The following is a 26,585-nucleotide window of genomic DNA, read 5'->3' as shown; positions in this document are numbered from 1 at the left end:
TGTAAAAAAAAATTATGTCAACAATTCGTTTCCAAGCTTTGAGAGAAGCTTCTACAAGAAAACCAGTTCAATTTGAAGAATCAGGAAGAAAATCTGCTATTTTCGGTTCAAATGTGTTTAATGATAAGGCAATGAAGCAGTATTTGACTTCGGATGCATTTAAAGGTGTCCAAGGTGCTGTTCAGCATGGAACTAAGATAGATAGAAAATTAGCAGATTACATAGCAATGGGTATGAAAGAGTGGGCTCTGGCAAAAGGAGTGACTCATTATACACACTGGTTTCAGCCACTTACAGGCGCAACTGCTGAAAAGCATGATGCCTTTTTTGAAACATCATACGATGGTAGTGATCCAGTAGAGAAATTTGGTGGAGCTCAATTAGTACAACAAGAACCAGATGCTTCTAGTTTTCCAAATGGGGGAATTAGAAATACATTTGAGGCAAGAGGATATACTGCTTGGGATCCTACATCACCTGCATTTATATACGGTACTACTTTGTGCATTCCTACTGTATTTATTTCTTACACTGGAGAAGCATTAGATAATAAAATTCCTTTATTAAGAGCATTGTCTGCAATTGATGAAGCGGCTACTGATGTATGTAAATATTTTGATAAAAATGTTAAGAAGGTTACTGCTACACTTGGATGGGAGCAGGAATATTTCTTAATTGATAGATCATTGGCGGAATCTCGTCCAGATCTTATGATGACAGGAAGAACTTTGCTAGGACATACTTCGGCAAAAGGGCAACAACTAGATGATCATTATTTTGGTTCTATTCCTACTCGTGCATTAACGTACATGAGAGATTTAGAACAAGAATGTATGTTATTGGGTATACCAGTAAAAACACGTCATAATGAGGTAGCGCCAAACCAATTTGAGTTTGCTCCAATTTTTGAAGAAACTAATCTTGCAGTAGATCACAACTGTTTATTGATGGATGTAATGCAAAAAGTGGCTGAACGTCATGATTTAAAAGTATTGCTACATGAAAAACCGTTTAAAGGAGTTAATGGTTCTGGAAAACATAATAACTGGTCTTTAGCAACTGATACTGGAGTTAATTTATTGAGCCCTAGTAAAACCCCTATGACTAACTTACAGTTTTTAGCTTTCTTTATAAATACGATTAAAGCGGTTAATGATCACGAAGCTTTGTTAAGAGCTGCAATTGCTACGGCAAGTAATGACCATAGGTTAGGAGCTAATGAAGCACCACCAGCAATTATTTCTGTTTTCATTGGAGCACAGTTGACTAAAGTATTAGCTGAATTAGAAGGGGTGACTACAGGAAAATTATCTCCTGAAGAAAAAACAGATTTAAAATTAAATGTTGTGGGGAAAATTCCAGAAGTAATTCTTGATAATACCGATAGAAATAGAACATCGCCTTTTGCTTTTACAGGAAATAAATTTGAGTTCAGAGCGGTAGGTTCTACAGCAAACTGTTCAAATGCAATGACCACTTTAAATACGATTGTTGCAAAACAATTAAAAGACTTTAAAAAGGAAGTTGATTTATTAATTGAAACAAAAGACATGAAGAAAGATGATGCTATCTTCAATGTGTTAAGAGAATATATCAAGCATTCTAAAAAAATCCTTTTTGAAGGGGATGGGTATAGTGAAGCTTGGGAAAAAGAAGCTGCAAAAAGAGGGTTGAGTAATTTTAAAACAACACCACAAGCATTAAAAGCTAGAGCATCAAAACAAGCTTTAGATTTATTTTCGGAAATGGGTATTATGAACCATGTCGAAGTAGAAGCACGTTACGAAATTGAATTAGAAGAGTACACTAAGAAAATTCAAATTGAAGGTAGAGTTTTAGGTGATATTTCAACAAATCATGTAATTCCAACTGCAATTCGTTACCAAAATACGTTAATCGAAAATGTAAAAGGATTGAAAGATATTTTTGGATCTGATTTTGAAACAATTGCTAAAGAGCAAATTATCATTATCAAAGAAATTTCAAAACATATTGAAGGAATCAATTCAAAAGTACTTGCTATGACAAACGAAAGAAAAAAAGCAAACGTATTGACTGATGCTCAAGAAATGGCTGAAGCGTATTGTGACAAAGTAAAACCTTACTTTGAAATAATCCGTGAGCATTGTGATAAACTAGAACTTTTAGTTGATAATGAACTTTGGACTTTAACTAAATACAGAGAATTGTTATTTACAAAATAATAAGTAATTCTATTATTTCAAGTAAAAGCCTATCCTTTTGGATAGGCTTTTTTTTTGCGTTGGGGTATTCCATTATCGGTTAAAGGTGTTTTAATCTTGATTAGATGAAGTTATGATGTGTTATTGTTTTTTTTGGATTTTATAAAAAGGATAAAAGATGAGATAAAATTTTTAAGGAATAAAATAATGTTGAAATTGAGGTTCGTTATTATGATATTTTTTAATAATTAGAGTGTTTTTTATCTAATTTTTTATCATATAGTAATTTAAATGTGTATTTAATCGGGTATGTTTACATTTTGACGAAAAAAGTATTGATTCCGGTTTGTTAAAGAATACCTTACAAATTCTAAGAGGAAATGGCGCACTAATTTTGTGTTCCTTTTTGTAAAAATGATTCGTAAATCCTTTTGTAAATCTAATCAATAACTTGAAGTAATAATAACTTGAACGTATTTTGAATAAAATTAGTTTTAAGTTGCTCTGAGATGTTGTTAATAGACGGCTCAGCTGTTGCATAAAGGAATGTAAGAAAGATAATTTGGCAACAATAATTTAGGATGTTGTTTTTACAATTTTTCATCATCAATGTGTTTCATTATTAAATAGTAATTAGTAGTAGACATTTAGCGAATAAATGATGTGAAATAATAGTTTGTAAGTATTATAATAGGTTTGCATATTAACTTATTAGGGTTTTATTGTAAATTATTCATTATGAAGTGTAGTTCATCGAATAAATCAACTCTTTAACGTGTAAAACGTTAATATTTTACGAATCGGGTATTTATACCTGTTTTTTAATAAGCATTCAAGACCTAGATTTGTGTAAATTAAATTTAACAATTTAGCTCTATTTCATTTTTAAAAATTATTCCCAAATCATTTTTAAATCCTACTTGATAACTTGTATAATAACCAATTAAATATATTTTTATGAAAAAAGTAATTTTAAGCATCTCCGCGATGCTGCTAGTAGGTGCAGCCGCAGTTGCGCAAAGTAACGGAAGTACAGTGAATCAAACGGGAACGTCAAATGACGCCTTAGTAGCTCAAACAGGTTTGTCAAATGGGTCTAATGTACTACAAAATGGTGCAAGTAATGATGCTAATGTTGCGCAACTAGGAGCTACTAACATTGCTAAAATTGATCAATTGGGAACAAGTCATATGGCGTCGATCGATCAAACTGGGGTTTCTAATGATGCATTTGCAGAGCAAGCGAATGAAAGCAATTCAATAACTCAAGTGCAAGATGGGAACTCTAATTATGCTAGAGCACATCAAAATGTATATCTTGCTGATTTATATGGTGCTGGAGGTAATAATGTTGCTACTCAAACTCAAATAGGGGATCGTAATAATGCAAGTAGTTTGCAAGGGTATTCTAATGGAGCAAGTACTAGTACTACTATACAGTCTCAGCAAGGTAATGATAATCAATCTGGTATGTATCAACATGGTGGAAATAATTATTCTAGTGTTAGCCAAGTAGGAAATGAGAATAGTAATGGAAGTAATCAAGACCAAGGGGATAATAATGGAGCGTATGCTACTAGTGTAGTTGGTGATAGAAATTATTCATGGGCTGAACAATTTGGTAACGGTAACTTTTCTGATGAATGGCAAATAGGGAATGATAATAGCATTTTAACTACTCAACATGGAGATAGTAATGTTGCTTATGCACATCAAATTGGTGATTCTAATGAGATTGTTCAAATTCAAACTGGGAATTCAAATTACACTCATGTTGACCAATATGGAGGTACTTCTAGCTTTAATTTAACTGAAACTACACAAGATGGAAATTACAATAATTCTACAGTTTATCAAGTAACTGATTCAAATGAAGCTTTTTCTATTCAAAACGGAGATTCAAATCAATCAGGTATATCGCAGTATGGTGGTAATATGAATTATGCTGCAACTACACAAACAGGAGATATGCATAATAGTTATGTTAATCAAAACGGTGCGAGTAATATTTCTAATGTTACACAATCAAATTAATGCAAATCTAATTAAGGGATAGTTATATAACTATCCCTTCTTTTTAAGAACAATTTTTTAATTCTAATAGTAGCTATTGTATTGATATTACTATAATACTTAAAGATACTGATTTATTCTTTTAAAATAATTAATTTGAATTTCCTTAAAGTTTATATTTTGATTAAAAAGCGCAGATTTTTTAAATAAAATATGCTCAACTATTTAGAAATAAATAGCACTATGCTATAGTATTTCTTTTTTAAAAATTATTCCCAAATCATTTTTAAAACCTACATGATAACTTGTATTAATAACCAATTAAATATATTTATTATGAAAAAAGTAATTTTAAGCATCTCAGCGATGCTACTAGTAAGTGCAGCTGCAGTTGCACAAAGTAATGGGAGTACTGTGAATCAAACAGGAACGGCTAATGACGCAATGGTTAGTCAAACTGGTATGTCTAATGCATCTGATGTAATGCAAAATGGTAACTCTAATAACGGAGATGTTATTCAGTTAGGCGCTACTAACATTGCCGATATGGATCAATTAGGAGACTCTAACAGTGCGTGGATTAGTCAAGTGGGTTCTTCAAATGACAGTGGAACAAATCAAATAGGTAACTTAAACAATGCTGTTGTAGGTGTTAATGGGGATACTAACTTTTCTCGTACAACTCAAGAAGGGAATAGTAACTACTCTGATTCTTGGCAAAATGGGAATGATAATATCATTAATACTGCACAAGTAGGAAATGGTAATACTGCCTATGCACATCAAAACAGTTATTCTGGTAGTGGTACTTCAAGTCCAGGGAATTCTAATGAGATTGCGCAAATTCAAACTGGGGATTCAAACTATTCGCACGTTGATCAATATTTTAGTGCTGATTTTAATTTAGCCGAAACTACACAAACAGGAAACTTCAACAACTCTACAGTTTATCAAAGTAGTGATTCTAATGAAGCTTTTTCAATTCAAGATGGAGATTCAAATCAATCTTATATTGGACAATATGGAGGTGATTTTAACTTTGCTGCAACTACCCAAACAGGAGATATGCATTCTAGCAATGTTAACCAAAACGGAGCTAGTAATATTTCTAACGTAACACAATCAAATTAAAACTTAATAGGGGATAATATTAAAATGTTATCCCTTTATAAAAAATAAAAATCATGAAAAAAGTAATTTTAAGCATCTCCGCGATACTGTTAGTAGGTTCTGTCGCTGTTGCACAGAGTAATGGAAGTACAGTAAATCAAACGGGAACAGCAAATGATGCCTTAGTGGTTCAAGCTGGATTGTCGAATATTTCTGATGTTTCGCAAAAAGGAACAACGAATACTTCGGATGTTAACCAACTTGGGCAAGAAAATAGTTCAATAGTAAAACAACTTGGGTCAGTTTCTCCAATTAGTGGTGTGAGCAATGATGCTACTGTTAAACAGACTGGAAATAAAAACACATCAAACGTAAAACAAGATGGAGATTTAAATAAAGGTACAGTGACACAATTGGGTGATAAAAACAAAGCAATTATTAGCCAAGGTGCTGGAAATGCCGAAAATAATGTTGCTACAGCGACACAAACTGGTAACAAAAATATTTCTGAGCAAAAACAATTGTATGATAATAATCTTGCTACTGTTATGCAAGTAGGGGATAAAAACAAAGCGTATCAAGATCAAAGTTCTGGTCCAAATCACTCAGCAGGGAATATAGCTTTTATTACCCAAGCAGGAGATGATAACTATGGAAAACAAGATCAAAATGGAAGCTTGAATGATGCTTTAATTAATCAATATGGAGAAGATAACACGGCAAAACAAAAACAAACAGGTTCATTAAATGGAGCTGTAATTTATCAAGTTGGAGCTGATCATTCTGCAATTCAAACACAGAATGGGGTAAGTAATATCGCTTTTGCTACGCAAGGGGATAATGGGAACTGGTCTGATCAATATCAATTGGGTAATTCTAACTTGGCAGTTGTTTATCAAAACGATTCATCAATTGGTGGATCTAATGAAGCAAGACAAACTCAAACTGGTAATGGTAACATTGCTGGTATAGGTCAAGGAATTTTTGGTGATGCTTCTAATGGTGATGCTACACAAGTTCAACTGGGTGATTCTAATTTTGCAATCGCTATACAACATGGTGATAGAAATACATCTTATGAAAGTCAAGTAGGAAATTCGAATGAATCAATATCGGATCAAACTGGTGATAATAATAGGGCTACTTCAATGCAAAATGGAAATTCTAATGTGTCAAGTATTTTGCAATTAGGTGATTTAAATATAGCAACAACTAGTCAATCAGGGATGTCTCATATGAGTACAGTTAGTCAAATTGGGAATAGTAATATCTCTAATGTAACACAATCAAATTAATTTATAATAGATTAAGGGGTAGCTTTTTTGCTATCCCTTTATAAAATGAATTAATTATGAAAAAAATAATTGTAAGTATCTCTTTACTGTTAATTGGAACTATAGTAACTGCTCAAGGCAATGAAAGCAAAGTGGATCAAATAGGAGTTGCAAATAATGGTGTAGTACTTCAAACAGGATTGTCTAATACTTCGGATGTGTTGCAAAATGGTAGCGCTAATGCTGGAGATGTATTTCAGTTAGGCACTTTAAACAATGCAGATCAAGATCAAAAAGGAGATTCAAATAGTGCTAAAATTGACCAAATAGGAACTGGGCATTTAGCCGTTCAAGATCAAACTGGTAGTTTTAATAATTCGTATGCTGAGCAAGGAAGTGCAGTCAATTCTTCCTCTCAAGTTCAAGAAGGAAATAGCAATAGGGCATCAGTGCATCAAAATAAGTATTTCTATATAGATTGGTTGGATGGGAGTACGCATAAATATGCAACTGTAGGCGGTAATAATAGCGCTAAACAAACTCAAATAGGGGACTCAAATACTGCCGAAGCTTCGCAAGGCGCATGGGATGTAGGAGGTTCAAATAATTCTACTTCACAAAATCAAGTAGGAAATAGTAATAGGTCCTATTCGTATCAATATGTGGATTCGAATTTTGCAAAGCATGATCAAATTGGAGATTTTAATTACTCTATTACATCTCAATATGGCGATGCAAATAATGCAGATTTAAGTCAAAACGGGAACAGTAACACTTCATGGAGTTATCAACATGGGGGTTTTAATAATGCTTCAATTAACGTTGTTGGAGATAATAATTCAAGTTATACCGATCAATATGGTGATTCTAATGAAGCTGCAATTAATCAAAATGGAGCGGTTAACTATTCGTTTATTCAACAATATTATGGCGATGAAAATGAAGCAAGTTCAATGCAAAATGGAGACTCAAATAGATCAGAGATTTACCAGTTTAATGGAGATTTAAATTTTGCTGCAACTATTCAAACTGGAGATTTACATACAAGTTATGTTAATCAAAATGGGGGTAGTAATATTTCTAATGTAGTACAATCAAATTAAGGAGCGTTTTGAATTAGATACTAATAGTATACTGATGGAATTGTTTTTAGATAGAACAATTTCATCAGTATTAATTAAAAAGAATATTTATGATACTTTCAATTAAAAGAATGTTGTTGTTTTTTGTTATTATATCTTCCTCTTTAGTATTCTGTCAAGAAAACAAGGGAAGTTTAGGACACGATGAATCTGGGTTTTCTGCTTTTGACTCTAAAGAAAAAACGTTTCAATTTGTTTCTGAAAATTATCTTACTTCAAAAAAAGAAACACCTTTTGAAAATTTAATTCAATCTGGGGGGTTAAATATCAAGCAAATAGGGGACTATAATAATCTTAATCTTAACTTAAAAGGAGCGATTATTAAGGTTGATATTGTCCAAAATGGAGATAATAATCAATTAGAATTAGATAAAGAAGTAAACTCAATCAAGCAAAAGGTAGTTCAAGATGGTCAAAATAATTCAATTAAAGACCTTTCGATGTACGCAAATAATAATGTAAATATGGAGCTCATTCAACAAGGTAGTAATCAAAATATCCAGAATTATGGTACAAATTCAATTTCTGAGAATATGAAGGTTATTCAATCTGGAAACGGTGCTGCTGTAATTATTATAAATAATAAATAATTATGAAAAAAGGTATGAAATTTTTAGGAGTAATAGTCTTACTGGTCTCTTCCCTTTCTTATTCTCAAATCTCAAATACGGTAGTAAAAGCCAAAATTGAAACGGAAGAAATTGAAGGAAGTATTAAAATAACTGGAACAGCTGAAAATTTATCAGAAATAGTTCAAAGTTTGTCCTATAAATTATCTGTAATTAAAAAAAACAACATCAATAATAATCAATCTAATAATGCTCAAGAAGGGTTGTTTTCATTGGAACCAAGTGAAAATAAAAAATTATCAGTGACACAAGTAAATGTAGGTAAAGATGATGAGGTTATTGTTTTGTTATTGTTTTACGATGAAAATAAGCAGCTAATTGGAAAGGATAGAATTGTACTTGGTACTGAAAAAAAAAAGTAGAATCGTTACCAATTGACGGTTTTGAATTAAAAGGAATTGTAATAGATGAAACTAAAACTAAAGTAGGAAAAGATTTTTACGATTTATATTACTATAAATACAATGAGTATAAAATAAATGCACCCAATATAGTTTCAATAAGTGAAGAATTAAGTTTTGCAAGAAATACTAAATTGGTTATCAGTATGAATAATGAAACCATTTATGAATTTATGGCAAAACCGGATGAAGAGTACTTAAACAATATGGTGCAAAAATCAATTTATGCTACATATTCCTATTTAAAAAATTTAGAAAAAGAAAATAAATATTTTACGCAATATTAAGTTTATGAAAAAAATGAAGTTCTTATTTTCCTTAATAATAGTTTTATTGACTATGTCGGTGAATGCGCAGGATTTAGTTTATAAACCAAGAAATCCAGCTTTTGGAGGTGATACATTTAATTATCAATGGTTGGCTAGTTCAGCTGAATCGCAAAATAAATTTAAAGAAACATCATCAGCAACAACTGCTAAAACGGATTTAGAAAAGTTTGCTGATCAGTTGAATTCGCAACTATTAAACCAAATCTCAAGATCGTTATATACCCAGCAGTTTGGTTCACAAGGTCTTTCGGCAGGAAGCTACACTTTTGGTAGTTTATCAGTTGAGATTTATCCTTCCTCTGGAGGATTGACTGTTGATATTTTAGATACCACGACAGGTGAACAAACTCAAGTTATTATCCCAAATTAATATTATGCAATTCAAATCCTATTTAATTTTTCCTATTATTTTTTTATTTATCGGTTGCGGTGCTTTTTATAACCAACCCACAGGTATTGAGAAAGCAGTTATTGGCGAAAGTACTCCTGCAACATCCCTTTTAAAAGGACTTCCTAAAGCTAAAGAGCCTATAGTAGTAGGGATTTATAAATTTAGAGACCAAACGGGACAATATAAAGCTTCCGAAAATGGAAGTACTTTTAGTACAGCCGTAACTCAAGGAGCGACATCAATTTTAATTAAAGCTTTAGAAGACTCAAAATGGTTTGTTCCTATAGAGCGTGAAAATATAGGAAACTTACTTCAAGAGAGAAATCTTATCCGTTCCACTAGACAAGAATATACAGCAAATGTAGACCCTAAAGCACCTCAAATATCCCCTTTATTATATGCGGGGGTATTACTTGAAGGAGGAATTATTTCGTATGATTCTAATATTATTACAGGTGGTTTTGGTGCCCGATATTTTGGTACAGGAGGTTCTGTAAAATATCGACAAGATAGAGTTACGATATATCTACGTATGGTTTCTACGGCAAATGGAAAAATACTTAAATCGGTTTATATTTCTAAAACGATTCTATCACAAGCTATTGATCAAAGTTTATTTAAATATGTAAACTTTAAAAGACTTTTAGAAGTTGAAACGGGCTATACAACTAATGAACCAATTCAAATGGCGGTTACTGAAGCTATCGAAAAAGCTGTCGCTTCACTTGTTATAGAAGGAATTAAAGACGGTATTTGGGAGGCAGATGTACCCAAAGCAGAAATTGATTCTGTGATGTTAAAATATAAAAAAGAAAATGAAGATGCTGATGCAACGGCCATATATGGTAGAAAATTAACGGATAGGAGGTCTAAATTTGCAATAGAGTTCGGGAGTGGTGTTACTTTAATGGATGGAGATTATGCAAATCCATTATTACGTCCTATGGGGCGTGGCGCTTTAAAATATTTTTTAACACCAAGTTTTAATTTGAGTGCTTCTACAAATGCTATAAATCTGGCTAATAAAGATCGTTTTGATAGATGGTATGCGACATTTGATCTTAATGCCGAATTTATTTTACTACCTAAAGATAAACTGTCCCCTTACGTTTTTGCAGGAGGTGGTTTTGGTATGAATAAAGATTTTGAAAATTTTCATACAAAAGTGCAATATGGGCTAGGGCTTGAATACCTAGTATCGGATAGAATTAGTATAAAAATGTATGGGGAACACAACTTGAATTTTAGTGATAATATCGATTATTTAAAAAGAGGAGTTCGAGATGATTATTATTTCCGATTTGGATTAGGGTTGACTTATTATTTTACTAAGAAAAAAGATAAAATACAAAAAAAATAAAAGTTGGGTCGATTGTTTCTGGATAATTACCTATCACAAAAAAATAATTTAAAAAATGAAAAATATATACCTAAAACTAAGTTTATCTCTATTTATCCTTTTCTTTTCTTGTAGTGAAGAAAAAGTTTCAGGGGAAGATTTTGGAACTATTGAAGGAAGGGTGGTGAGTGCTGTTACATTTAAACCTTTAGAGAATGTAAAAGTTTTTTCAAATCCAAGTTCAAGTATTGTTTTTACAGATAGTGATGGTCGTTTTTCTATTCCTAAAATTAAAGTAGGGCAATACTCCTTTGAAGCTCAAAAAGACAATTATCTAGCTAAATTTGAATCAGGAACAGTAAATATTAATAGCACAACAGATCTAGTATTCGAACTTAAATTAGCAACCACGAATAACAAACCTCCAACAACTCCTGCACTAGTAACTCCTGCAGATAATGCCGTAAATCAAAATTTAGAATTGAATTTAAGTTGGACTGACACTGATCCTGAAAATGACGCATTAACCTATGAAATTACATTAAGAAATGATGCGAATACTGATGTTGTTGTTTACTCTAATGTTGCTCAACCCAGTTACAACTTAAAAAATCTAACCTACAATACCAAATATTATTGGCAAGTATCAGCTTCAGACGGAATAAACCCAGTAGTGCTAAGTGCGGTGCATACATTTACTACATTGGCTTTACCTAATGCTCGATTTTTATTTGTAAAAAATATAAATGATAATAACGTAATTTATTCAGGTAATGATTTAGGTGATCAATTACAAATTACTAATTCTGCTACCAATAGTTGGAGGCCTAGAAAAAATACACAATCCAAAAAAATTGCTTTTATTAGATCAAGTGGGTCACAAAATCATATTTACACTATGAATCCGGATGGATCTGGAGTATTTAAAGTTACGAATGCTGTGCCTATTGCTGGCTTTAATTCGGAGTTTATTAATTTTTCTTGGAATGCATCAGGAAGTCAAATTATCTATCCTTATTTTGATAAATTATATCGGATAAATAAAGATGGAAGTGGCTTAACTAAAATGTATCAAACTCCTGACGGAAGATTTATTTCGGAATGTGACTGGAGTACTGATGGTGCAAAAATTGCTTTGAAAATTAATAATGCGAGTGGTTATAATGCAGAAATACGGGTTATTAATACTTCCGGAACGGTAATAAATCAAGTTTTAGCTGGAATTGATGGCGCTTTAGGAGGACTGAATTTTTCAGTAACGGGGCAAAAATTAATTTTCACAAGAGATATTTCGGGTTATGAAAACGCCAATTATCGACAGTTAGACACTAGGATTTATGAGTATGTTTTTAGTACTGGGATAACTACTGATATTGGATTAGATAAACCTACAGGTACTTTAGATTTGGACGTACGATATTCTCCAAGCGAGTCGGAATACATTTTTGTAAATACATCCAATGATGGCTTATCAACAAAAAACATAGTAAAACAAGTTCCTTCTAGTAATAGTACTGTTGCGGCAAGAACAATACTTTTTTCCAACGCCAGTATGCCAGATTGGGAATAAAATAAAATACGGTATTCTATAAACGCCTATCTGTTTTAGATAGGCATTTTTTTTGCACTTTATTTTTTAGTTAACGACCTATTATTTCCTGAAACACTTCCTATATCCCAATAGGCAAAACCCAAAAAAATAATTATCTTTGCCGCACAACCCAGTTGCTTAAAAACAGCTTACACAACTAGACTACATGAGTTCAGATACTTCAAAAAGATATGCACAACGCGGTGTTTCAGCATCCAAAGAAGATGTGCATAATGCTATAAAAAATATTGACAAGGGATTATTTCCTCAGGCATTTTGCAAAATCGTTCCTGATTATTTAACCCAAGATGAAGACTATTGCTTGATTATGCATGCGGATGGAGCGGGGACCAAATCGTCTCTAGCTTATATGTATTGGAAAGAAACTGGAGATATCTCTGTTTGGAAAGGAATTGCTCAAGATGCTTTGATCATGAATATCGACGATTTATTGTGTGTAGGAGCAACCGATAATATTTTACTTTCTTCCACCATTGGAAGAAATAAAAATTTAATTCCAGGTGAAGTTTTATCAGCAATTATAAATGGAACCGAAGAGTTAATCAAGGAGTTAAAATCTTTTGGTGTAAGCATTCATTCTACAGGTGGAGAAACTGCCGATGTAGGAGATGTGGTACGTACCATTATTGTAGATTCTACGGTGACGGCTCGTATGAAACGTTCTAAGGTGATTGATAATGCTAACATTAAAGCAGGTGATGTCATAGTAGGAATGGCTTCTTTTGGTCAAGCAACCTACGAGAAAAGCTATAATGGCGGAATGGGAAGTAACGGTTTAACATCGGCACGTCATGATGTTTTCGAAAAATATCTAGCAACCAAATACCCAGAAAGTTTTGATGCAGCAGTTCCTGAGGAATTAATCTATTCTGGTCAAGTGAAGCTGACTGATGCAGTTGAAAATTCACCTATCGATGCAGGGCAATTAGTACTTTCGCCAACAAGAACGTATGCACCTATTATCAAGAAAATGTTAGATAAATACTCATCTGCAGAGATTCACGGAATGGTGCATTGTAGTGGAGGAGCGCAAACTAAGATTTTACATTTTGTACAAAACTTGCATATTATAAAAGATAATTTGTTTCCAGTTCCACCCCTTTTTCAATTGATACAAGAACAATCTAAAACAGATTGGAAAGAAATGTACCAAGTTTTTAACTGCGGTCACCGTATGGAAGTATATGTTCCTGAGGCAATTGCACAGGATATTATTGCAATTTCAAAATCATTTAATGTGGATGCTCAAATCGTAGGAAGAGTAGAAGCAGCCGATAGTAAGAAATTAACTATCAGTAGTGTATACGGAACTTTTGAATACTAAATCAGTTTTTAAATAAGAAGCTAATCCCGCTATCCGCTGTATTCCCGATAATAAAAACTAAGGCTAAAAAGCCTTGTTTTTCTAAATCGGGAGATGCCGCTACTATCGGGGCTAAAAAATAAATATCATGTACGAATTAGTATTTTGGAAATATCTTGAGGAAGTGTATTTAAACCATCACGAAGTTTACGAATTCATTTCCGAAGAACAAGTTGCAATAGAAGGTCTAGAAGAACTTCCAGTTCAAGTAATCTTGAATAGAATCGCTTCGGTATTCTCAAAATGGGAAAAAGTAGATGATAAAAGTTGGAAAAACAACGACGGAGTAGGAGCGTTCCAAGTTAGAACAACACCTCAAAGTATAAAAATTGATTGCTACGGTACCCAAGGAAGTACAATGGATAAATTGGTAAATCTAATGGAGGAATTTAAATGTCCGCTATATGACCCACAAGTTCCAGAGCGTTACGATGAAATGAGTGAATAGTTTATCCGTATTTTAAATAATTGACTATGAGTTTAAACTTTTCTCAGCAGGTAATTCTTGAAAATAATCATGTCTTACTACGTTCCCTTCAAGAAAGTGATTTAGAAAATTTACTAGAGTTTGCCATCAATGAACCCACTACTTGGGAATATTCTCTAATCCGTGCTGACGGAAAAGAAAATATGTTGAATTATATTCAATTGGCAGTAAAAGGAAGAGAGAATAAAAACCAATTTCCTTTTATTGTTTTTGATAAAAAATCAGGAAAATACGCAGGAAGCACTCGCTTCTACGACATAAACTTAGATTTCAAAACGCTACAACTAGGTTATACTTGGTATGGAGAACAATTTCGTGGCACTGGACTTAACAAACAATGTAAATTTTTGCTGTTACAATTTGCTTTTGAAACCCTAGGCATGGAGCGTGTTGAGTTTCGTGCCGACAATAACAATAAGAGAAGTATTGCTGCCATGAAAAGTATAGGATGTAAGGAAGAAGGAATTCTTAGAAACCACATGCCTACTGCGGTAGGTAGTGAAAAGAGACGAGATTCTATTATTTTGAGTATTCTACGAAACGAATGGTTTGAAGAGGTCAAACCAAGTTTATTAAAACGGATTGAGAATTAATCTATTCTTTTTTTTCTTCGTCTTTTTTAAACCCAATTAACTTTCGATATTTAGTTTCGGCTTCTTGTAACTCTTCCTCTAGATGTTTGTATTTACTAATATCTTTTATGGTTACAACTGCAGCAACTACATTATTCTCTTGATCTATCAAGGGTCTTCCACTAATCAAAACGCGTCTTCTTTCATGCGTTTCTGAGTCCGAAAGGATGACATCAATATCATTAGTTACTTCTCCATTTAAGGCCTTTTCCATGGGAAGATTCTGGGATGGAAATATAGTTCTGCCATCAGGAAAGAACAAATCAAAATGATCGGTAATATTCAAAGGGATATTCTCGTCTTCTTCAATTCCAAAAATTTCATTGGCCATATAATTGGCCATTACGATTTCTTTATTTGCATTAGCAACGATAACACCTTCCCCTATGTTTTCTAGGATTAAGCGTAATTTTTCTTCATTTTCATACAAATCATTTATAATTACTTTTTCCTCATTTTCTAATCGAATCTCTTCCGAAATATCTCTTGCAACGGAATAAATCAACCCTTTTTTGGCGTCATAATTACAATGCCAATCTAACCATTTGTATGTTCCGTCTTTGCAAAGAGTCCTGTTTTTATAATTAATCATGAGGGTTCCTTTCAAGAGTTTATTAAATTCTTCTTCTACCAAAACTTTGTCATCAGCATGTATTAAATCAGTGAATTTTATGTTGTTGAGATCTTTTTGTTCATAGCCCAATGTTTTTGTAAAAGAAGGATTTATTTTAATAAATTGATCTTCTTTAGAAATGGATAAAATATCAAAAGCCATATCAAAAAAATTATCGGCTACTTTTAAGGATTCCTCGTATTTCACCATTTCAGTTACATCTCTTGCAACTGCAAACATTTTTCCCGTCTCAATGTCAATTGTACTTGTCCAATCCAGCCATTTATAAGTTCCGTCTTTACAACGAGCACGAGCTCTAAGATTGATTAATGATTTTCCTTTTTGTAAAGATTTGATAGCTTCAGTAGCAGCTTTTATATCTTCAGGATGCGTAAAAGATAAAAAAGTTTTATGGTCCATGTCACTTTGTTCATACCCTAGTGTTCTCGTAAAAGCAGGATTGATTTTTATAAAATAGTCTCCACTTCCTACGGCAAGCATGTCATAAGACATATTAAAAAATTTCTCAGCTATTAATAAAGATTTTTGTGTTTCTATTTGCGAAGTCATATCTCTGGCAACGGCATATAAATAACCCGTTTCAATATCTGCTGCAGCATTCCATACTAACCACTTTATGGTCCCATCTTTTGCAATCCATCGATTTTCAAATTTTATTATTGTAGCACCATTTTCAAGCTTATTTATTTCTTCGTTTGTAATTTCAATGTCGTCAGGGTGAATGTATTTTAGGAAAGAAACAGTTGTTAACTCTTCTTCTGTATAACCCAATATGGTACTAGTAGCGGGATTCACTTTTATAAATTTATCTTTCTGTGCTATCACCATGAAATCCAAAGACATATTGAAGAATTTGTCTACTGCTTTTAATTCAATTTCTTTTTCAATTAAGGGAGTTATGTCACTGGCCACCGCATACAATAAGCCAGAAGTTATTTCGGAATAAGTAGACCATTGTAACCATTTTATAGCACCATCTTTACAGATGTATCTGTTTTTAAATTGCATAGAATTCATTCCAGATTTTAGTTTGACCACTTCAGATGCGGTATTAACTTTATCTTCTGGGTGTACAAAATTTAAGAAGGGCTGACTTAGTAGTTCGTCTTCTGAATATCCTAGTATTTCAATTGTTGCAGGGTTTACTTTGATAAATTTATCAAACGAGGCGATAACCATCATTTCCGCAGACATATTGAAAAACTTGTCAGAAACTAGTAATGAATCTTCTAGTTTTTTTCGTGCTGTAATATCAGTTAATATTCCCCCTATAGCATATATCCTATTATTGGCATCGTACAATGGAAATTTCACAGCAATATAAGTGTGTTTGCCATCTTCTTGCGTAATAACTTCTTCTGTTTTTAACTCTTTTAATTGTTTTACTACTTCAAGGTCAGAGTTCCGGTAGTCTTCAGCTATGGTTTCGGGAAGAAGGTCGTGATCTGTCTTGCCAATAATTGTTTCAGTGGGGTTTTTAAATAAAGAGCCAAATTGTTTGTTGACTAACAAATATTCTCCATTAATTTTTTTTATAAAAATGGGGTTTGATGTATTGTCAATTATCGATTGCAGTAAGAGTCGGTTTTGATTGAGTAAGTTTTGTGACTCTGTTTTTGCTTTCAATTGGGTTCTAATAATAATATAGACCACAATAAGGAGTACGATAGATAGTATAAATAATGAAAGTTCAACCCAGTCAAAAACTGGGTCCCTAGTGATATCTCGCCCTGTATCAAGTCGATTTATGAAAATTAACCCTGATGCAATTACTACTAATACATTGATGACAAACCCTAGGAATATTTTTTTTTCAAAAGAAATTTTCATAGACTAGTGATTTTATATTTAATTTAAATAAAACCCTAAAAGGGAATGTTATATCTATGAAAGTTAGTGAATTATATTGAATTTATTCATTAGGGTTTTAATTTTTTAATCGTGAAATGCTGCATCGTTTTGATGAAAGTTATTTGACTATTACCTTTTAAATAGTATAAAAATGAAAGTAACAGTTTATAAGAAGAGATGTTTAGGTAGCACTGTTTTTAAATTTCATCAAATTTAAGCTCAATAAGATTACAATTAAAGTAACTCCTACATCAGCGGCAATCGCGAAAACCAAATTACTATATCCTAGAAAAGCTAAAGTTATGAAAATAACTTTCACCGCAATAGCTCCAATTGTATTGCTTTTGATTCTAATAAGTGTTTTTTTGCTAAGTTGGATTAAAAACGGAATTAGAGAAAGATTATCATTCAATAAAGCAATATTTGCTGTTTCAATTGCGGTATCACTTCCTGCAGCTCCCATTGCAATTCCTATAGTACTTTGCGCCAGAGCAGGGGCATCATTTATTCCGTCACCAACCATAGCTACATCACCAAATTGATGGATTAGGTCTTTTATTTTGCTGGATTTTTCTTCAGGAAGTAAGCCGCCAAATATCTTCTCGATTCCTACTTGTTTTGCGACATAATGTGCTGCTTTTTTACTGTCTCCAGTAAGCATTATAAGTTCTATATTCATGGCCTGTAATTGTTTTATGGCCTTGATACTGTCTGGTTTTATTTCGTCAGTCAATCCAATGATTCCAGCTACTCCTTTACCAAAACTAATCACGACACTAGTTTTTCCTTCGGAAGCCAGTTGTTCCACAATTTTTTCGGCATCGTCAGTGACCTCATGGTATTCTTTAATGAATTCCATTTTTCCTACATATACGGTTTCATCTTCACAAACCAAACATTTGGCAATAGCTCCTTTGCCCATAATACTTTTAAACCCTTCCGCTTTGTGTGGCTCAAAACCTTCTTTTTTACTGGCAGTAACAATCGCTTGTGCCAATGGATGTTCAGAGAATAGTTCGGTTCCAGCGGTGCAAGCCAGCAATTCTTCTCTACTGGTTCCATTCAAAGGAAATACATCAGTCACTATAGGATTCCCGTAAGTGATTGTTCTGGTTTTATCTAAGGCAATTGCTTTTATACGGGCCATTCCTTCTATGTATTTCCCTCCTTTTACCAGTGCCCCTTTTGCGGAAGCATTCCCTATAGCGGCATATATGGCAACAGGCGTAGAGATCACCAAAGCGCAAGGACAGGCAATGACTAGCAGAGTGATGGCTTGTTTTAACCAAAGATCAAAATCCAAGTGAAGTATAAATACGGGGATGACTAAAACTAAAACAGCCAACGCTATAATGGTAGGCGTGTAAAATTGCGAGAATTTCTGAATGAATTTTTGAGTGTCACTTTTGGAAGCCGCTGCTTCAAAAGTAAGTCGGATAATTTTAGAAAAAGTAGTGTCTATGGATAATTTGGTCGTTTCAACTTCTATAAAACTATTTTTGTTTAATGTCCCAGCAAATATAATATCGCCAGGATGTTTGTCTTTGGGTAAGGGTTCTCCAGTGATTGCAGCTTCATCAATCATGGTTTCTCCTGAAATTATTTTTCCGTCAAGGGGAATCATTTCGCCTGGTTTCACCTGAATAATTGTTCCTACGGGAATTTTGTCAATAGGAATGGTCTTGTTTTCCAATTTTACAAAAGCGGTTTTAGGGGCTTTTCGGATTAACTCATCTAGTGCTGATTTAGAGTTTTCGAGTCCTATATCTTCCAGTCTTTCGCCCAAAACATAAAGAACGATTACTACAGCTGCTTCAGGATATTCGCCCAAATAAAAGGCGGCAATAACAGCAATAGTCATTAGTAGATTAATGCTGCTGAATTTAAGTTTAAATAACGCTTTGAAACCATTGATTAACACCTCGTGCCCAATGCCGATAATGAAAAAAGCAAAAATAAATGGTCCATAAGGCATAGGAATATGTATGCCAATGATGGATAGGATTTCCAAAATAATGACAATTGTAATAGCAAAAAGAAGGAATATAAATTTTTTGTCTTTGATGGGGAGTTTCATAAAAATACTTTTTTTATTTTTTTTACAACGTTCCAATATGGAAATAACGTTAATGAAAAAGTGAGTTATTAAGGAAGAGAAACCTTTTTATTTGAAATTTTTGTACTAAAATTATAATAATAGTTAAATATAAAAATAATCTATTTCTTATTATTTATACCTCTTGCAATTTAACTTAAAATTTTAGTTTGACAGTATAAAAAAGCGTTTGTAGATTACAAATTCGGTCGAATACATTGCATGCCTTTGTATTTTTACTCAAAAAGGTAGTTGGTTTTGCTAAAAACTTTGCGAACTTTGCAATCAAATATTTTGACATGAAAATAAACTTAAAAAACGGAATTGATAAACTCATTTTCGGGATGAAACAAAAAGACGTTACCGCTCTTTACGGTAAACCAGATAGAAACTACAAAGACGAAGATGATAATGTTATTTTTGCTTATAATGCATTAAAAATGCGTTTGACTTTTTACCAAGAAGAAGAATTTAAATTGGGTTATATGGTAGCTTCAAGCCCTGATTTAGATTTGTTTGGGAATAAAGTGATAGGTAGAAAAATAAGTGATGTAAAGAAAGAACTAGCTCAAAAAGGGATTACTAAATTTACTCAGGAAGAATTCGATACTTTCGAAAACTATTTTAACGAAGAGAATTGGATTATTTTTCAAACTGAATATGATGAGGTGGTAAAGTTTGAAATAGGTGCCATTATCAATCAAAAGGATGAATTTGACTGGAAATTTGGAAAAAAGTAAAGTTAACAAATAGAATGAATACAAAACCCGATACAGCTAGCTGTATCGGGTTTTGTATTTAAAAAATGTTCTGTTAACTGGAGAAAAATCAGTTTTAAATTCGGAAGTCTAAAGGTATTTTACAATTTGATGAACGTCGTTTTGCCACTTTGAGATGGTTAGAAGTTCGTAACCTTTCAACTTTCGGCTTTGCAGAAAGTTGATGTGAAATGGAAATTCCATTAAATTCCAGCTATATCAAAACAGCTGTAGTAGGCAGTGCTTAATTTTTTTATTTTTATTACAAAGTTTTTATTCTCTTGAATATTTTATATTGTGTTTCTACAACCGATTGATTGAAACCATGAGCTGATTCAGGTAACAAATAATACTCTTTTGTAGGTGCTTTAATTTTATTAAAATATTTTTTTGAGTTTTCTTTTGGTGTCATAATATCTTCTTTGCCTTGTATTAAATATACTGGAATTTTAAAATCTAAATTATCTCTCATTAAGTTAATGGTTGAAATCATCGAATGAACTCCTAATTTATCATCCCCAACATAATTTACAAACGAATAATCGTCCCCATCGGCTCTATTTTTATTATCAATTTCATTGTCGTAATCGGGAGCAAGTTTAAACCAATTGTCTGGAGCAGGTGTCGAATTTGCTCTTTCATATTTCTTTAAAACTCTAAATAACAAACCTACATTTTTTGCTCTACTATAAGGAGGTTTACCAATAGAATTTAATATTTCTAAAGACTCTTTGTCATTTTTATCCTCTGCCATTTTATAAATTTTAGCATAAAATTCTGCATCAATAGAAGGATTAACAATTTGTGAATGTCCAACATAAGCATAAAAAAGATCTGGCTTTTTTGTTGCTATTTTTACTGCCAGTGCAGAACCCCAAGAGGTTCCTGTAAGTATAATTTTTTGTTTGTCTAAATGTTTCAAAAGATATTTTGAGACTTCAATTCCATCATTAGTCATTTGTTCTAATGTTAAAGGATTAGCTTTCAAATAGTCAGGAGTTAATTCTTCAGGCGGAGAATTATGACCATAAGTTCTTCCAGTTCCTCGCTGGTCCCACTGAACAATAATAAAATCCTTTTCTAAATCTTTATACAAAACATCAACGTAAGGGCTTATTGGACTTCCTGGTCCTCCATGTATAAACAATATAATAGGTTTCGAAGGGTTTCCTTTTATGGTAATCCATTGTTCAATACCGTTTATTAAGACGTATTTCTCTTCAGATATTTGATTTTTTAGATTAGAATCATTTTTTTTTAATTGGGAAAAACAGAAGAAAGGCATTAGCAATAAAATAAATAAAGAGGTAATTTTCATGGTTTCAAATTTTTAATTGTTAGTATTAATTTGAAGCAAAATTGCACAAGAAGTTTAATATTGGCGACCGAATGAAAAAAGTCGAACCAATTTGTAGTAATTAAATCGGTTCGACTTTGTTTTAATAACGTTCGACTTTTTACAAACGCTTTATAATGAAGAGTTTCTGAATTCTGTAGGAGTTTGATTGGTGTATTTTTTGAAAGCAGTATTAAAAGATGATTTCGAATTAAAACCCACTTCATATAGAATTTCTAAAATAGTAAGCTTACTTTTTGAAGCATCTTTTAAAATCTCCATGGCTTTTTGTATTCGATATTCATTTATAAAATCAAAAAAATGTTGATTCATGTGATGATTAATCAAAACGGATAAATCACGAACAGGAATAGTAACTTGTTTAGATAACTCTTGTATTGTTAATGAGGGTTCAAGATAAGGTTGATTTTCTAAAACATATTTTTTTACCAATTCGATTTGAGAAACAATTTGTGCCGATTTTTTAATCTCGAATGATTCTTTTTCTGCTGAAACGGTTTTTGTGTTTAGCGTTTCATTTACCAATAACATTGTTGAATCGACACTTTTAAAAAGCTCAGGATTGTTTAACGCTTTTAATACAAACCAACAACTAATAATGAGTGCAATCGTTCCAATAATTACATTCGCTGAGTTAAGAAACACATTGTAATCTGTATACCTTATTACCAATTTATAGACTACAATACAATGAGCAATTAGAAAAAATACAGTCATTTGAAGCAACCATTTGTGCGATGAGTTATTTGCATTGGTATAATTTTCTAAATAAATTTCTTTGTATTTTTTTAAAACAATAAAAACCAAAATAATATAAAAAGCATATTGTAGCTCTGCCAGAATAAAGAAAAAACGGATCTCTAACATTTGCTTAAAATGCTCATAAATATAAATAGTATCAATAGCGCTTGCCAAATAAAATCTTGGAATAAACACTAAATTTACAATTGCAAATGGAATTATTAGTGCTAAATGTTTTGGTTTTAATCGAAAATCTGAATGGCAAACTGCTTTTACATACAAATAGAAAATGGGCATGATTAGCAAACTAGCCGTCATTCTAAAAACCTCAAAATTTAAATTAATCTCAAAATATTTGTCGGTAAAAAAACTACTCAAATCGAATGCTGTAAGGATAAGAAAACTAGCAAAAAGTCTGTTTGAAATTCTATTTTTTGTATTTACTGTTAGCAAAAAAAAGGCAAGAAGCAACATTACAAAAACGGTAATTAGAGTAATAGTATTTAAAAAATTGAGTTTATCCATTAATTTATTTTATTAACATCACAATCTAAAATTAAACTTGAAGATTGTTTGTTTTTCGTAAACATGTTATAGAACTATCGCGTTCGCATTGCCTATAACGTCAGTCTGTGAAAAAACTTTCGTTTGATTCTCAATCAAATATAGCAAAATACTAGAATAAAAAGAGGAATTTTCGTATTTTTAGTCATGCAACACATCACAGGAATTTCCCGCCACCAAATGCGTTTTTCGAGTTTAGAAGACGCCATAAGTACAGATAATCAGGTACGCTTTATCGATGCCTTCGTTGGACATATTGATCTGAGCAAGCTTGGTTTCGCTGTAAAAACGCTTAAGACCGAAGGTCGGCCCAGTTTCAATAGCCAAGTCTTTCTAAAAATCTACTTATACGGTTATCTCAACGGGTTCAGAAGTGGTCGTGACTTAGAAAAAGAATGTTCAAGAAATATAGAAATGCAATGGCTTTTAGAAAATATTCGTCCCAATTACCATAGTATCACTGATTTTAGAAAGAATAATCCTTTGGCTTTAAAAAATACTTTCAAGCTATTTGTTTCCTTTTTAAAAGATGCTAACTTGATTTCGGGAGAAACTATTGCTATTGATGGTACAAAAAGTCGAGCTCATAATAGTAAGAAAGCCAATTTCAACCAAAAGAAAATTGACAAACACCTCGAGTATATTGAATCCAAAACCCAAGAATACTTAACTGCTTTGGATGAAAATGATGTTAAAGAAAGTGCTACTAAAATACAGCACATCCAACAAAAAATAGAACGATTAAAGGGGAATAAATTGCGTTATGAACTACTGGAAGAAAAACTAAAAGCCAGCGGAGAACCACAGATAAGCACCACCGATAGCGATGCTAGAGCGTTATTAGTTCAAGGGCAAGTGGTCGAGATTTCCTTCAATATCCAAGCTGCAGTTGATTCCAAACATAATCTTGTGGTTGCAACTCACACCATTAATCGTAATGATCGCAGTGCATTATCAGCAATCGCTTTGGAAGCCAAAGAAAACTTAGGCATTGAGACTTATACGGCTTTGGTAGACAAAGGTTATCATAATGGCAAACAAATAGAAATTTGCCAGCAAGCCAATATCACTACCATAGTAGCTCAACCTGAACAAGGAAAAAGCAATGAAAATGGAACAACCGCAGCCTATTTAGTTTCCCAATTCCAATACGATAAAACCACCGACAGCTATACTTGTCCAAAGGGCGAAGTATTAAAAACGACAGGTAGTTGGCACAAGAAAAGCAAAGATAGAGATAGTTATAATTTTAAAAAATACCGAACTCCCAAATGCAAAGGATGTTCGGTAAAACATTTATGCACAAGTCGAGCAGGAGGCAGGGAAATAGACCGCAGTCAATATGGGGATGCTGTAGAAGCAAACAATAAACGCTATCACGCAAATGCACAACTCTACCGCAAACGACAGGAGATAAACGAACACATCTTTGGAACCATCAAGCGGCAATGGGGTTACAATTATACCAATTTAACAGGATTGGAAAAAGTAAACGGCGAACACAGCTTAATAATGCTAGTTTATAACATCAAACGCAGTATCAACATCCTGGGCGTTCCTGATTTGATTACCAAACTAAAAAAATGGAACTCACCCTACAAGGCAAAAGTCTTGCTTTGGTTAAAAACGAACTATTTAAGACTGAAATTAGCCTTCGTATCATATAAAACTAAATTAGCAGCGTAAAAAATTAGCCTTCTTACAAGGCTTTATTAGTAGTGTTGCGATATGAAAATTGAGTGATTTTGAGGAAAAAAGGAGGTTTTTTCACAGCCTGACGTTCTCACGCCTTGCGCCTTACGAAGACCAGTGTTTTCGGCTTAACAAAAACTTGATGCGAAACGATAATTCCACTAAATTCCAGCTAGCTCAAAATGGCGGTTATGTGCTGCCATTTTCATTATTCAGGTGTTCCTTTTCTTGTCGGATTAGTAAACCAAGTTTTAATTTTAAAAATAAATTCCCAAATATCACCTGATGTTGGTTTTACATACGTTGCTGAAGAAGGGTCTTCGCCTAGTTTTTCAAAAATTTCAATTAACCACTCTGGACTGTGATTTGAAGTTGTTCCTAATGATTTTAGCCAACTTTCTAATTCGCCATTTCTTACTGCAAAAATTCCGTATTCGTCTAATTGGTCAAAAAGATTATTACAGGCTTCCTTGTCTGGATTGTCTAAAACGTCAACGCCTCCATTCGTTTTGAAGTTTATACCTTTTGCATCAAAAGCTGATTTTAAGTGTCCGCGAGAAATACCAGTTGACTTAATGGTAACATTAGGAACATTTGCACTACTTAGCAGATTTGTCCAAACGGTTCCTCCCTCTTTAACTACATCAACATCTACAATTGCCGCACACGGAATACCCATTTCTCGTAATGGTCGTAATATTTCGTGTATGGTCTGCTTATTTTGAGCATTTAAGAAAAGACAATTAGGAATACCTTTACTTGGGTCAAATGCTAAAAGTCTTTCGTTTATTTCCTGATAAAATGCTCTGTCTGAATCAGCCTCTGTTACAATTACATATTCATAAAATAGTCCATTGAGTACACCCGTAGATCTAAGCAAAGGGTGTCTCATTAGTTTTAATACTTTATCACTAGGTAAAATCCTCGCAGTTGGTGAATTGTTTGAATATGTAAGTCTAACGATATTGATTGGAACACCAGACTGAATACAGCCCATTAAAAAGTTAGCACTATGAGTCGAAACAAAAAGATTTTTAAAACTTCCATTTACAGAGTTACTCACTTCTTTACCCAAATTTGAAGCTAAAGAGGGATGTAAAAAAGCTTCGGGTTCATCAATTAATATAACTCTAGGGTCGCCTGCAATAATAGTTGTAATTATACCAGTAAACGCTTTTACTCCATCGCTTGCCAAATTAATATCAAGTGCCTTGTTATGAAAGTCAACAGCACTCTGATGAATCCCTCTTTCTTGAATATCATCAGTGGGCGCAGTTTCAGATAATCTAATTCTAAGGTGTCCTAACTTGGTAGGATCAATTACAAAATACTTTTTAAAAGCATCATAAATTATTCTTCTAACTTCACTTCGTTTCGAATTATTTTGGAAAAGTACTTGTAAACTATTTTGAGGTTGAGTTTGTAAATCTCCACCAGTCTGTTCATTGATTAAAGTGATTCTATTACCGCCTCCTATCCGTAAGGTGTTAAAAGTTAAATAATAAACACAAAGATGCTGTCTAAATGTAGTAACGTCACTAAAATATTTGACTAGCTCATTTTTGTTTATTTTATTTCGAACTTTAGAATCTCCAAATACAATTTCATCCGGTGCTAATGTCTCATTTGCTTTGGGAGTCAATGTATATTTATTGATTTCATCTTCTGTGTCCGTAAGTGGAGAAAATGTCAATTCAGAAAGAATAACATTTTGTGTATTAATCGTCCCTTTTTTACAAAATTCCTCGATTTCAAAAAGCATTTTACTCTTTCCTGAATTGTTTGGACCAACAAAAACAGTTATTGGAGTTAAGTCAGTCTCAAGAGCAGGCTTAGTTGATGATGACCCAAATTTTAATTTAATTTTCTTTATCATATTATTTGTCAGACAATGTTTATCGTTGGGTATGGTTGCACATAACGTTATGCCACTTAGCGAGGTTGTGGACTTTTAAAAACGAGTACTTTCTGCTTAACGTAAAAGTTAT

21 protein-coding genes are annotated in these 26,585 nt (G+C 32.8%); 16 read left to right on the top strand and 5 right to left on the bottom strand.

The window, feature by feature from the left end; genetic code table 11:
* Nucleotides 1-14: 14 nt before the first annotated feature.
* From AB3G34_RS10020 to AB3G34_RS09955, 14 genes are all read left to right on the top strand, one after another.
* On the top strand, nt 15-2,204 hold the full coding sequence (locus AB3G34_RS10020) for a glutamine synthetase III (RefSeq protein WP_369752357.1): 2,190 nt from the start codon (nt 15-17) through the stop codon (nt 2,202-2,204).
* A 936-nt stretch (nt 2,205-3,140) separates the two neighbouring features.
* Nucleotides 3,141-4,217 (top strand): hypothetical protein, encoded by a 1,077-nt coding sequence (locus AB3G34_RS10015; RefSeq protein ID WP_369752356.1) that lies wholly within the window; start codon nt 3,141-3,143, stop codon nt 4,215-4,217.
* A gap of 315 nt (nt 4,218-4,532) precedes the next feature.
* Nucleotides 4,533-5,327, top strand: a complete 795-nt coding sequence (locus AB3G34_RS10010) for a hypothetical protein (protein ID WP_367771418.1) — start codon at nt 4,533-4,535, stop codon at nt 5,325-5,327.
* A gap of 53 nt (nt 5,328-5,380) precedes the next feature.
* Entirely contained in the window at nt 5,381-6,601 is a 1,221-nt protein-coding gene (locus AB3G34_RS10005; protein ID WP_369752355.1) for a hypothetical protein, read from the top strand.
* Between the two features lie 56 nt (nt 6,602-6,657).
* The gene (locus AB3G34_RS10000; protein ID WP_367771412.1) at nt 6,658-7,683 is read left to right on the top strand and encodes a hypothetical protein; all 1,026 of its coding nucleotides are present in this window, start codon (nt 6,658-6,660) and stop codon (nt 7,681-7,683) included.
* 89 nt (nt 7,684-7,772) lie between these two features.
* Nucleotides 7,773-8,312 (top strand): hypothetical protein, encoded by a 540-nt coding sequence (locus tag AB3G34_RS09995; RefSeq protein ID WP_367771409.1) that lies wholly within the window; start codon nt 7,773-7,775, stop codon nt 8,310-8,312.
* A 2-nt stretch (nt 8,313-8,314) separates the two neighbouring features.
* Complete coding sequence (csgH, locus tag AB3G34_RS09990; RefSeq protein ID WP_367771406.1) at nt 8,315-8,713, top strand: curli-like amyloid fiber formation chaperone CsgH; 399 nt, start codon at nt 8,315-8,317, stop codon at nt 8,711-8,713.
* A gap of 11 nt (nt 8,714-8,724) precedes the next feature.
* On the top strand, nt 8,725-9,039 hold the full coding sequence (locus AB3G34_RS09985) for a CsgE family curli-type amyloid fiber assembly protein (RefSeq protein ID WP_367757961.1): 315 nt from the start codon (nt 8,725-8,727) through the stop codon (nt 9,037-9,039).
* Nucleotides 9,040-9,052: 13 nt separating this feature from the next.
* Nucleotides 9,053-9,451 (top strand): curli production assembly/transport component CsgF, encoded by a 399-nt coding sequence (locus AB3G34_RS09980; RefSeq protein ID WP_367771403.1) that lies wholly within the window; start codon nt 9,053-9,055, stop codon nt 9,449-9,451.
* 4 nt (nt 9,452-9,455) lie between these two features.
* Nucleotides 9,456-10,832, top strand: coding sequence for a CsgG/HfaB family protein (locus AB3G34_RS09975; protein ID WP_369752354.1), 1,377 nt, complete (start codon nt 9,456-9,458; stop codon nt 10,830-10,832).
* 55 nt (nt 10,833-10,887) lie between these two features.
* On the top strand, nt 10,888-12,381 hold the full coding sequence (locus AB3G34_RS09970) for a carboxypeptidase regulatory-like domain-containing protein (protein ID WP_369752353.1): 1,494 nt from the start codon (nt 10,888-10,890) through the stop codon (nt 12,379-12,381).
* 187 nt (nt 12,382-12,568) lie between these two features.
* Entirely contained in the window at nt 12,569-13,747 is a 1,179-nt protein-coding gene (locus AB3G34_RS09965; RefSeq protein ID WP_369752351.1) for an AIR synthase related protein, read from the top strand.
* A gap of 127 nt (nt 13,748-13,874) precedes the next feature.
* A complete protein-coding gene (locus tag AB3G34_RS09960; protein ID WP_369752350.1) occupies nt 13,875-14,234 on the top strand; it encodes a hypothetical protein in 360 nt (119 codons plus the stop codon).
* A 26-nt stretch (nt 14,235-14,260) separates the two neighbouring features.
* Complete coding sequence (locus AB3G34_RS09955) at nt 14,261-14,866, top strand: GNAT family N-acetyltransferase (RefSeq protein WP_369752349.1); 606 nt, start codon at nt 14,261-14,263, stop codon at nt 14,864-14,866.
* A gap of 1 nt (nt 14,867) precedes the next feature.
* Here AB3G34_RS09955 and AB3G34_RS09950 read toward each other — a convergent pair whose 3' ends face one another.
* Together AB3G34_RS09950 and AB3G34_RS09945 are read right to left on the bottom strand one after the other, a co-directional pair.
* Nucleotides 14,868-17,369: a PAS domain S-box protein gene (locus AB3G34_RS09950; RefSeq protein WP_369752348.1), complete on the bottom strand. Its 2,502-nt coding sequence runs from the start codon at nt 17,367-17,369 to the stop codon at nt 14,868-14,870.
* Between the two features lie 202 nt (nt 17,370-17,571).
* Nucleotides 17,572-19,467: a heavy metal translocating P-type ATPase gene (locus AB3G34_RS09945; RefSeq protein ID WP_369752347.1), complete on the bottom strand. Its 1,896-nt coding sequence runs from the start codon at nt 19,465-19,467 to the stop codon at nt 17,572-17,574.
* 317 nt (nt 19,468-19,784) lie between these two features.
* Here AB3G34_RS09945 and AB3G34_RS09940 point away from each other — a divergent pair, with 317 nt between their 5' ends.
* Complete coding sequence (locus tag AB3G34_RS09940) at nt 19,785-20,225, top strand: hypothetical protein (RefSeq protein WP_369752346.1); 441 nt, start codon at nt 19,785-19,787, stop codon at nt 20,223-20,225.
* A gap of 280 nt (nt 20,226-20,505) precedes the next feature.
* Here AB3G34_RS09940 and AB3G34_RS09935 read toward each other — a convergent pair whose 3' ends face one another.
* Nucleotides 20,506-21,561, bottom strand: a complete 1,056-nt coding sequence (locus tag AB3G34_RS09935) for an alpha/beta hydrolase family protein (protein ID WP_369752345.1) — start codon at nt 21,559-21,561, stop codon at nt 20,506-20,508.
* Nucleotides 21,562-21,711: 150 nt separating this feature from the next.
* Nucleotides 21,712-22,866 carry a helix-turn-helix domain-containing protein gene (locus tag AB3G34_RS09930; RefSeq protein WP_369752344.1) on the bottom strand — a complete coding sequence of 385 codons (1,155 nt, stop codon included), beginning with the start codon at nt 22,864-22,866 and terminating at the stop codon, nt 21,712-21,714.
* Between the two features lie 186 nt (nt 22,867-23,052).
* On the opposite strand from AB3G34_RS09930, the gene AB3G34_RS09925 reads away from it, so the two are divergent.
* Nucleotides 23,053-24,591: an IS1182 family transposase gene (locus tag AB3G34_RS09925; RefSeq protein ID WP_369752343.1), complete on the top strand. Its 1,539-nt coding sequence runs from the start codon at nt 23,053-23,055 to the stop codon at nt 24,589-24,591.
* A 214-nt stretch (nt 24,592-24,805) separates the two neighbouring features.
* On the opposite strand, the gene AB3G34_RS09920 is transcribed toward AB3G34_RS09925, so the two are convergent.
* Entirely contained in the window at nt 24,806-26,473 is a 1,668-nt protein-coding gene (locus AB3G34_RS09920) for an ATP-dependent endonuclease (protein ID WP_369752342.1), read from the bottom strand.
* Nucleotides 26,474-26,585: the final 112 nt, after the last annotated feature.

It is taken from the genome of Flavobacterium sp. WC2409 (genome assembly GCF_041200085.1).
Lineage (GTDB): Bacteria > Bacteroidota > Bacteroidia > Flavobacteriales > Flavobacteriaceae > Flavobacterium.
This window is presented reverse-complemented; position numbering and strand designations above follow the sequence as displayed.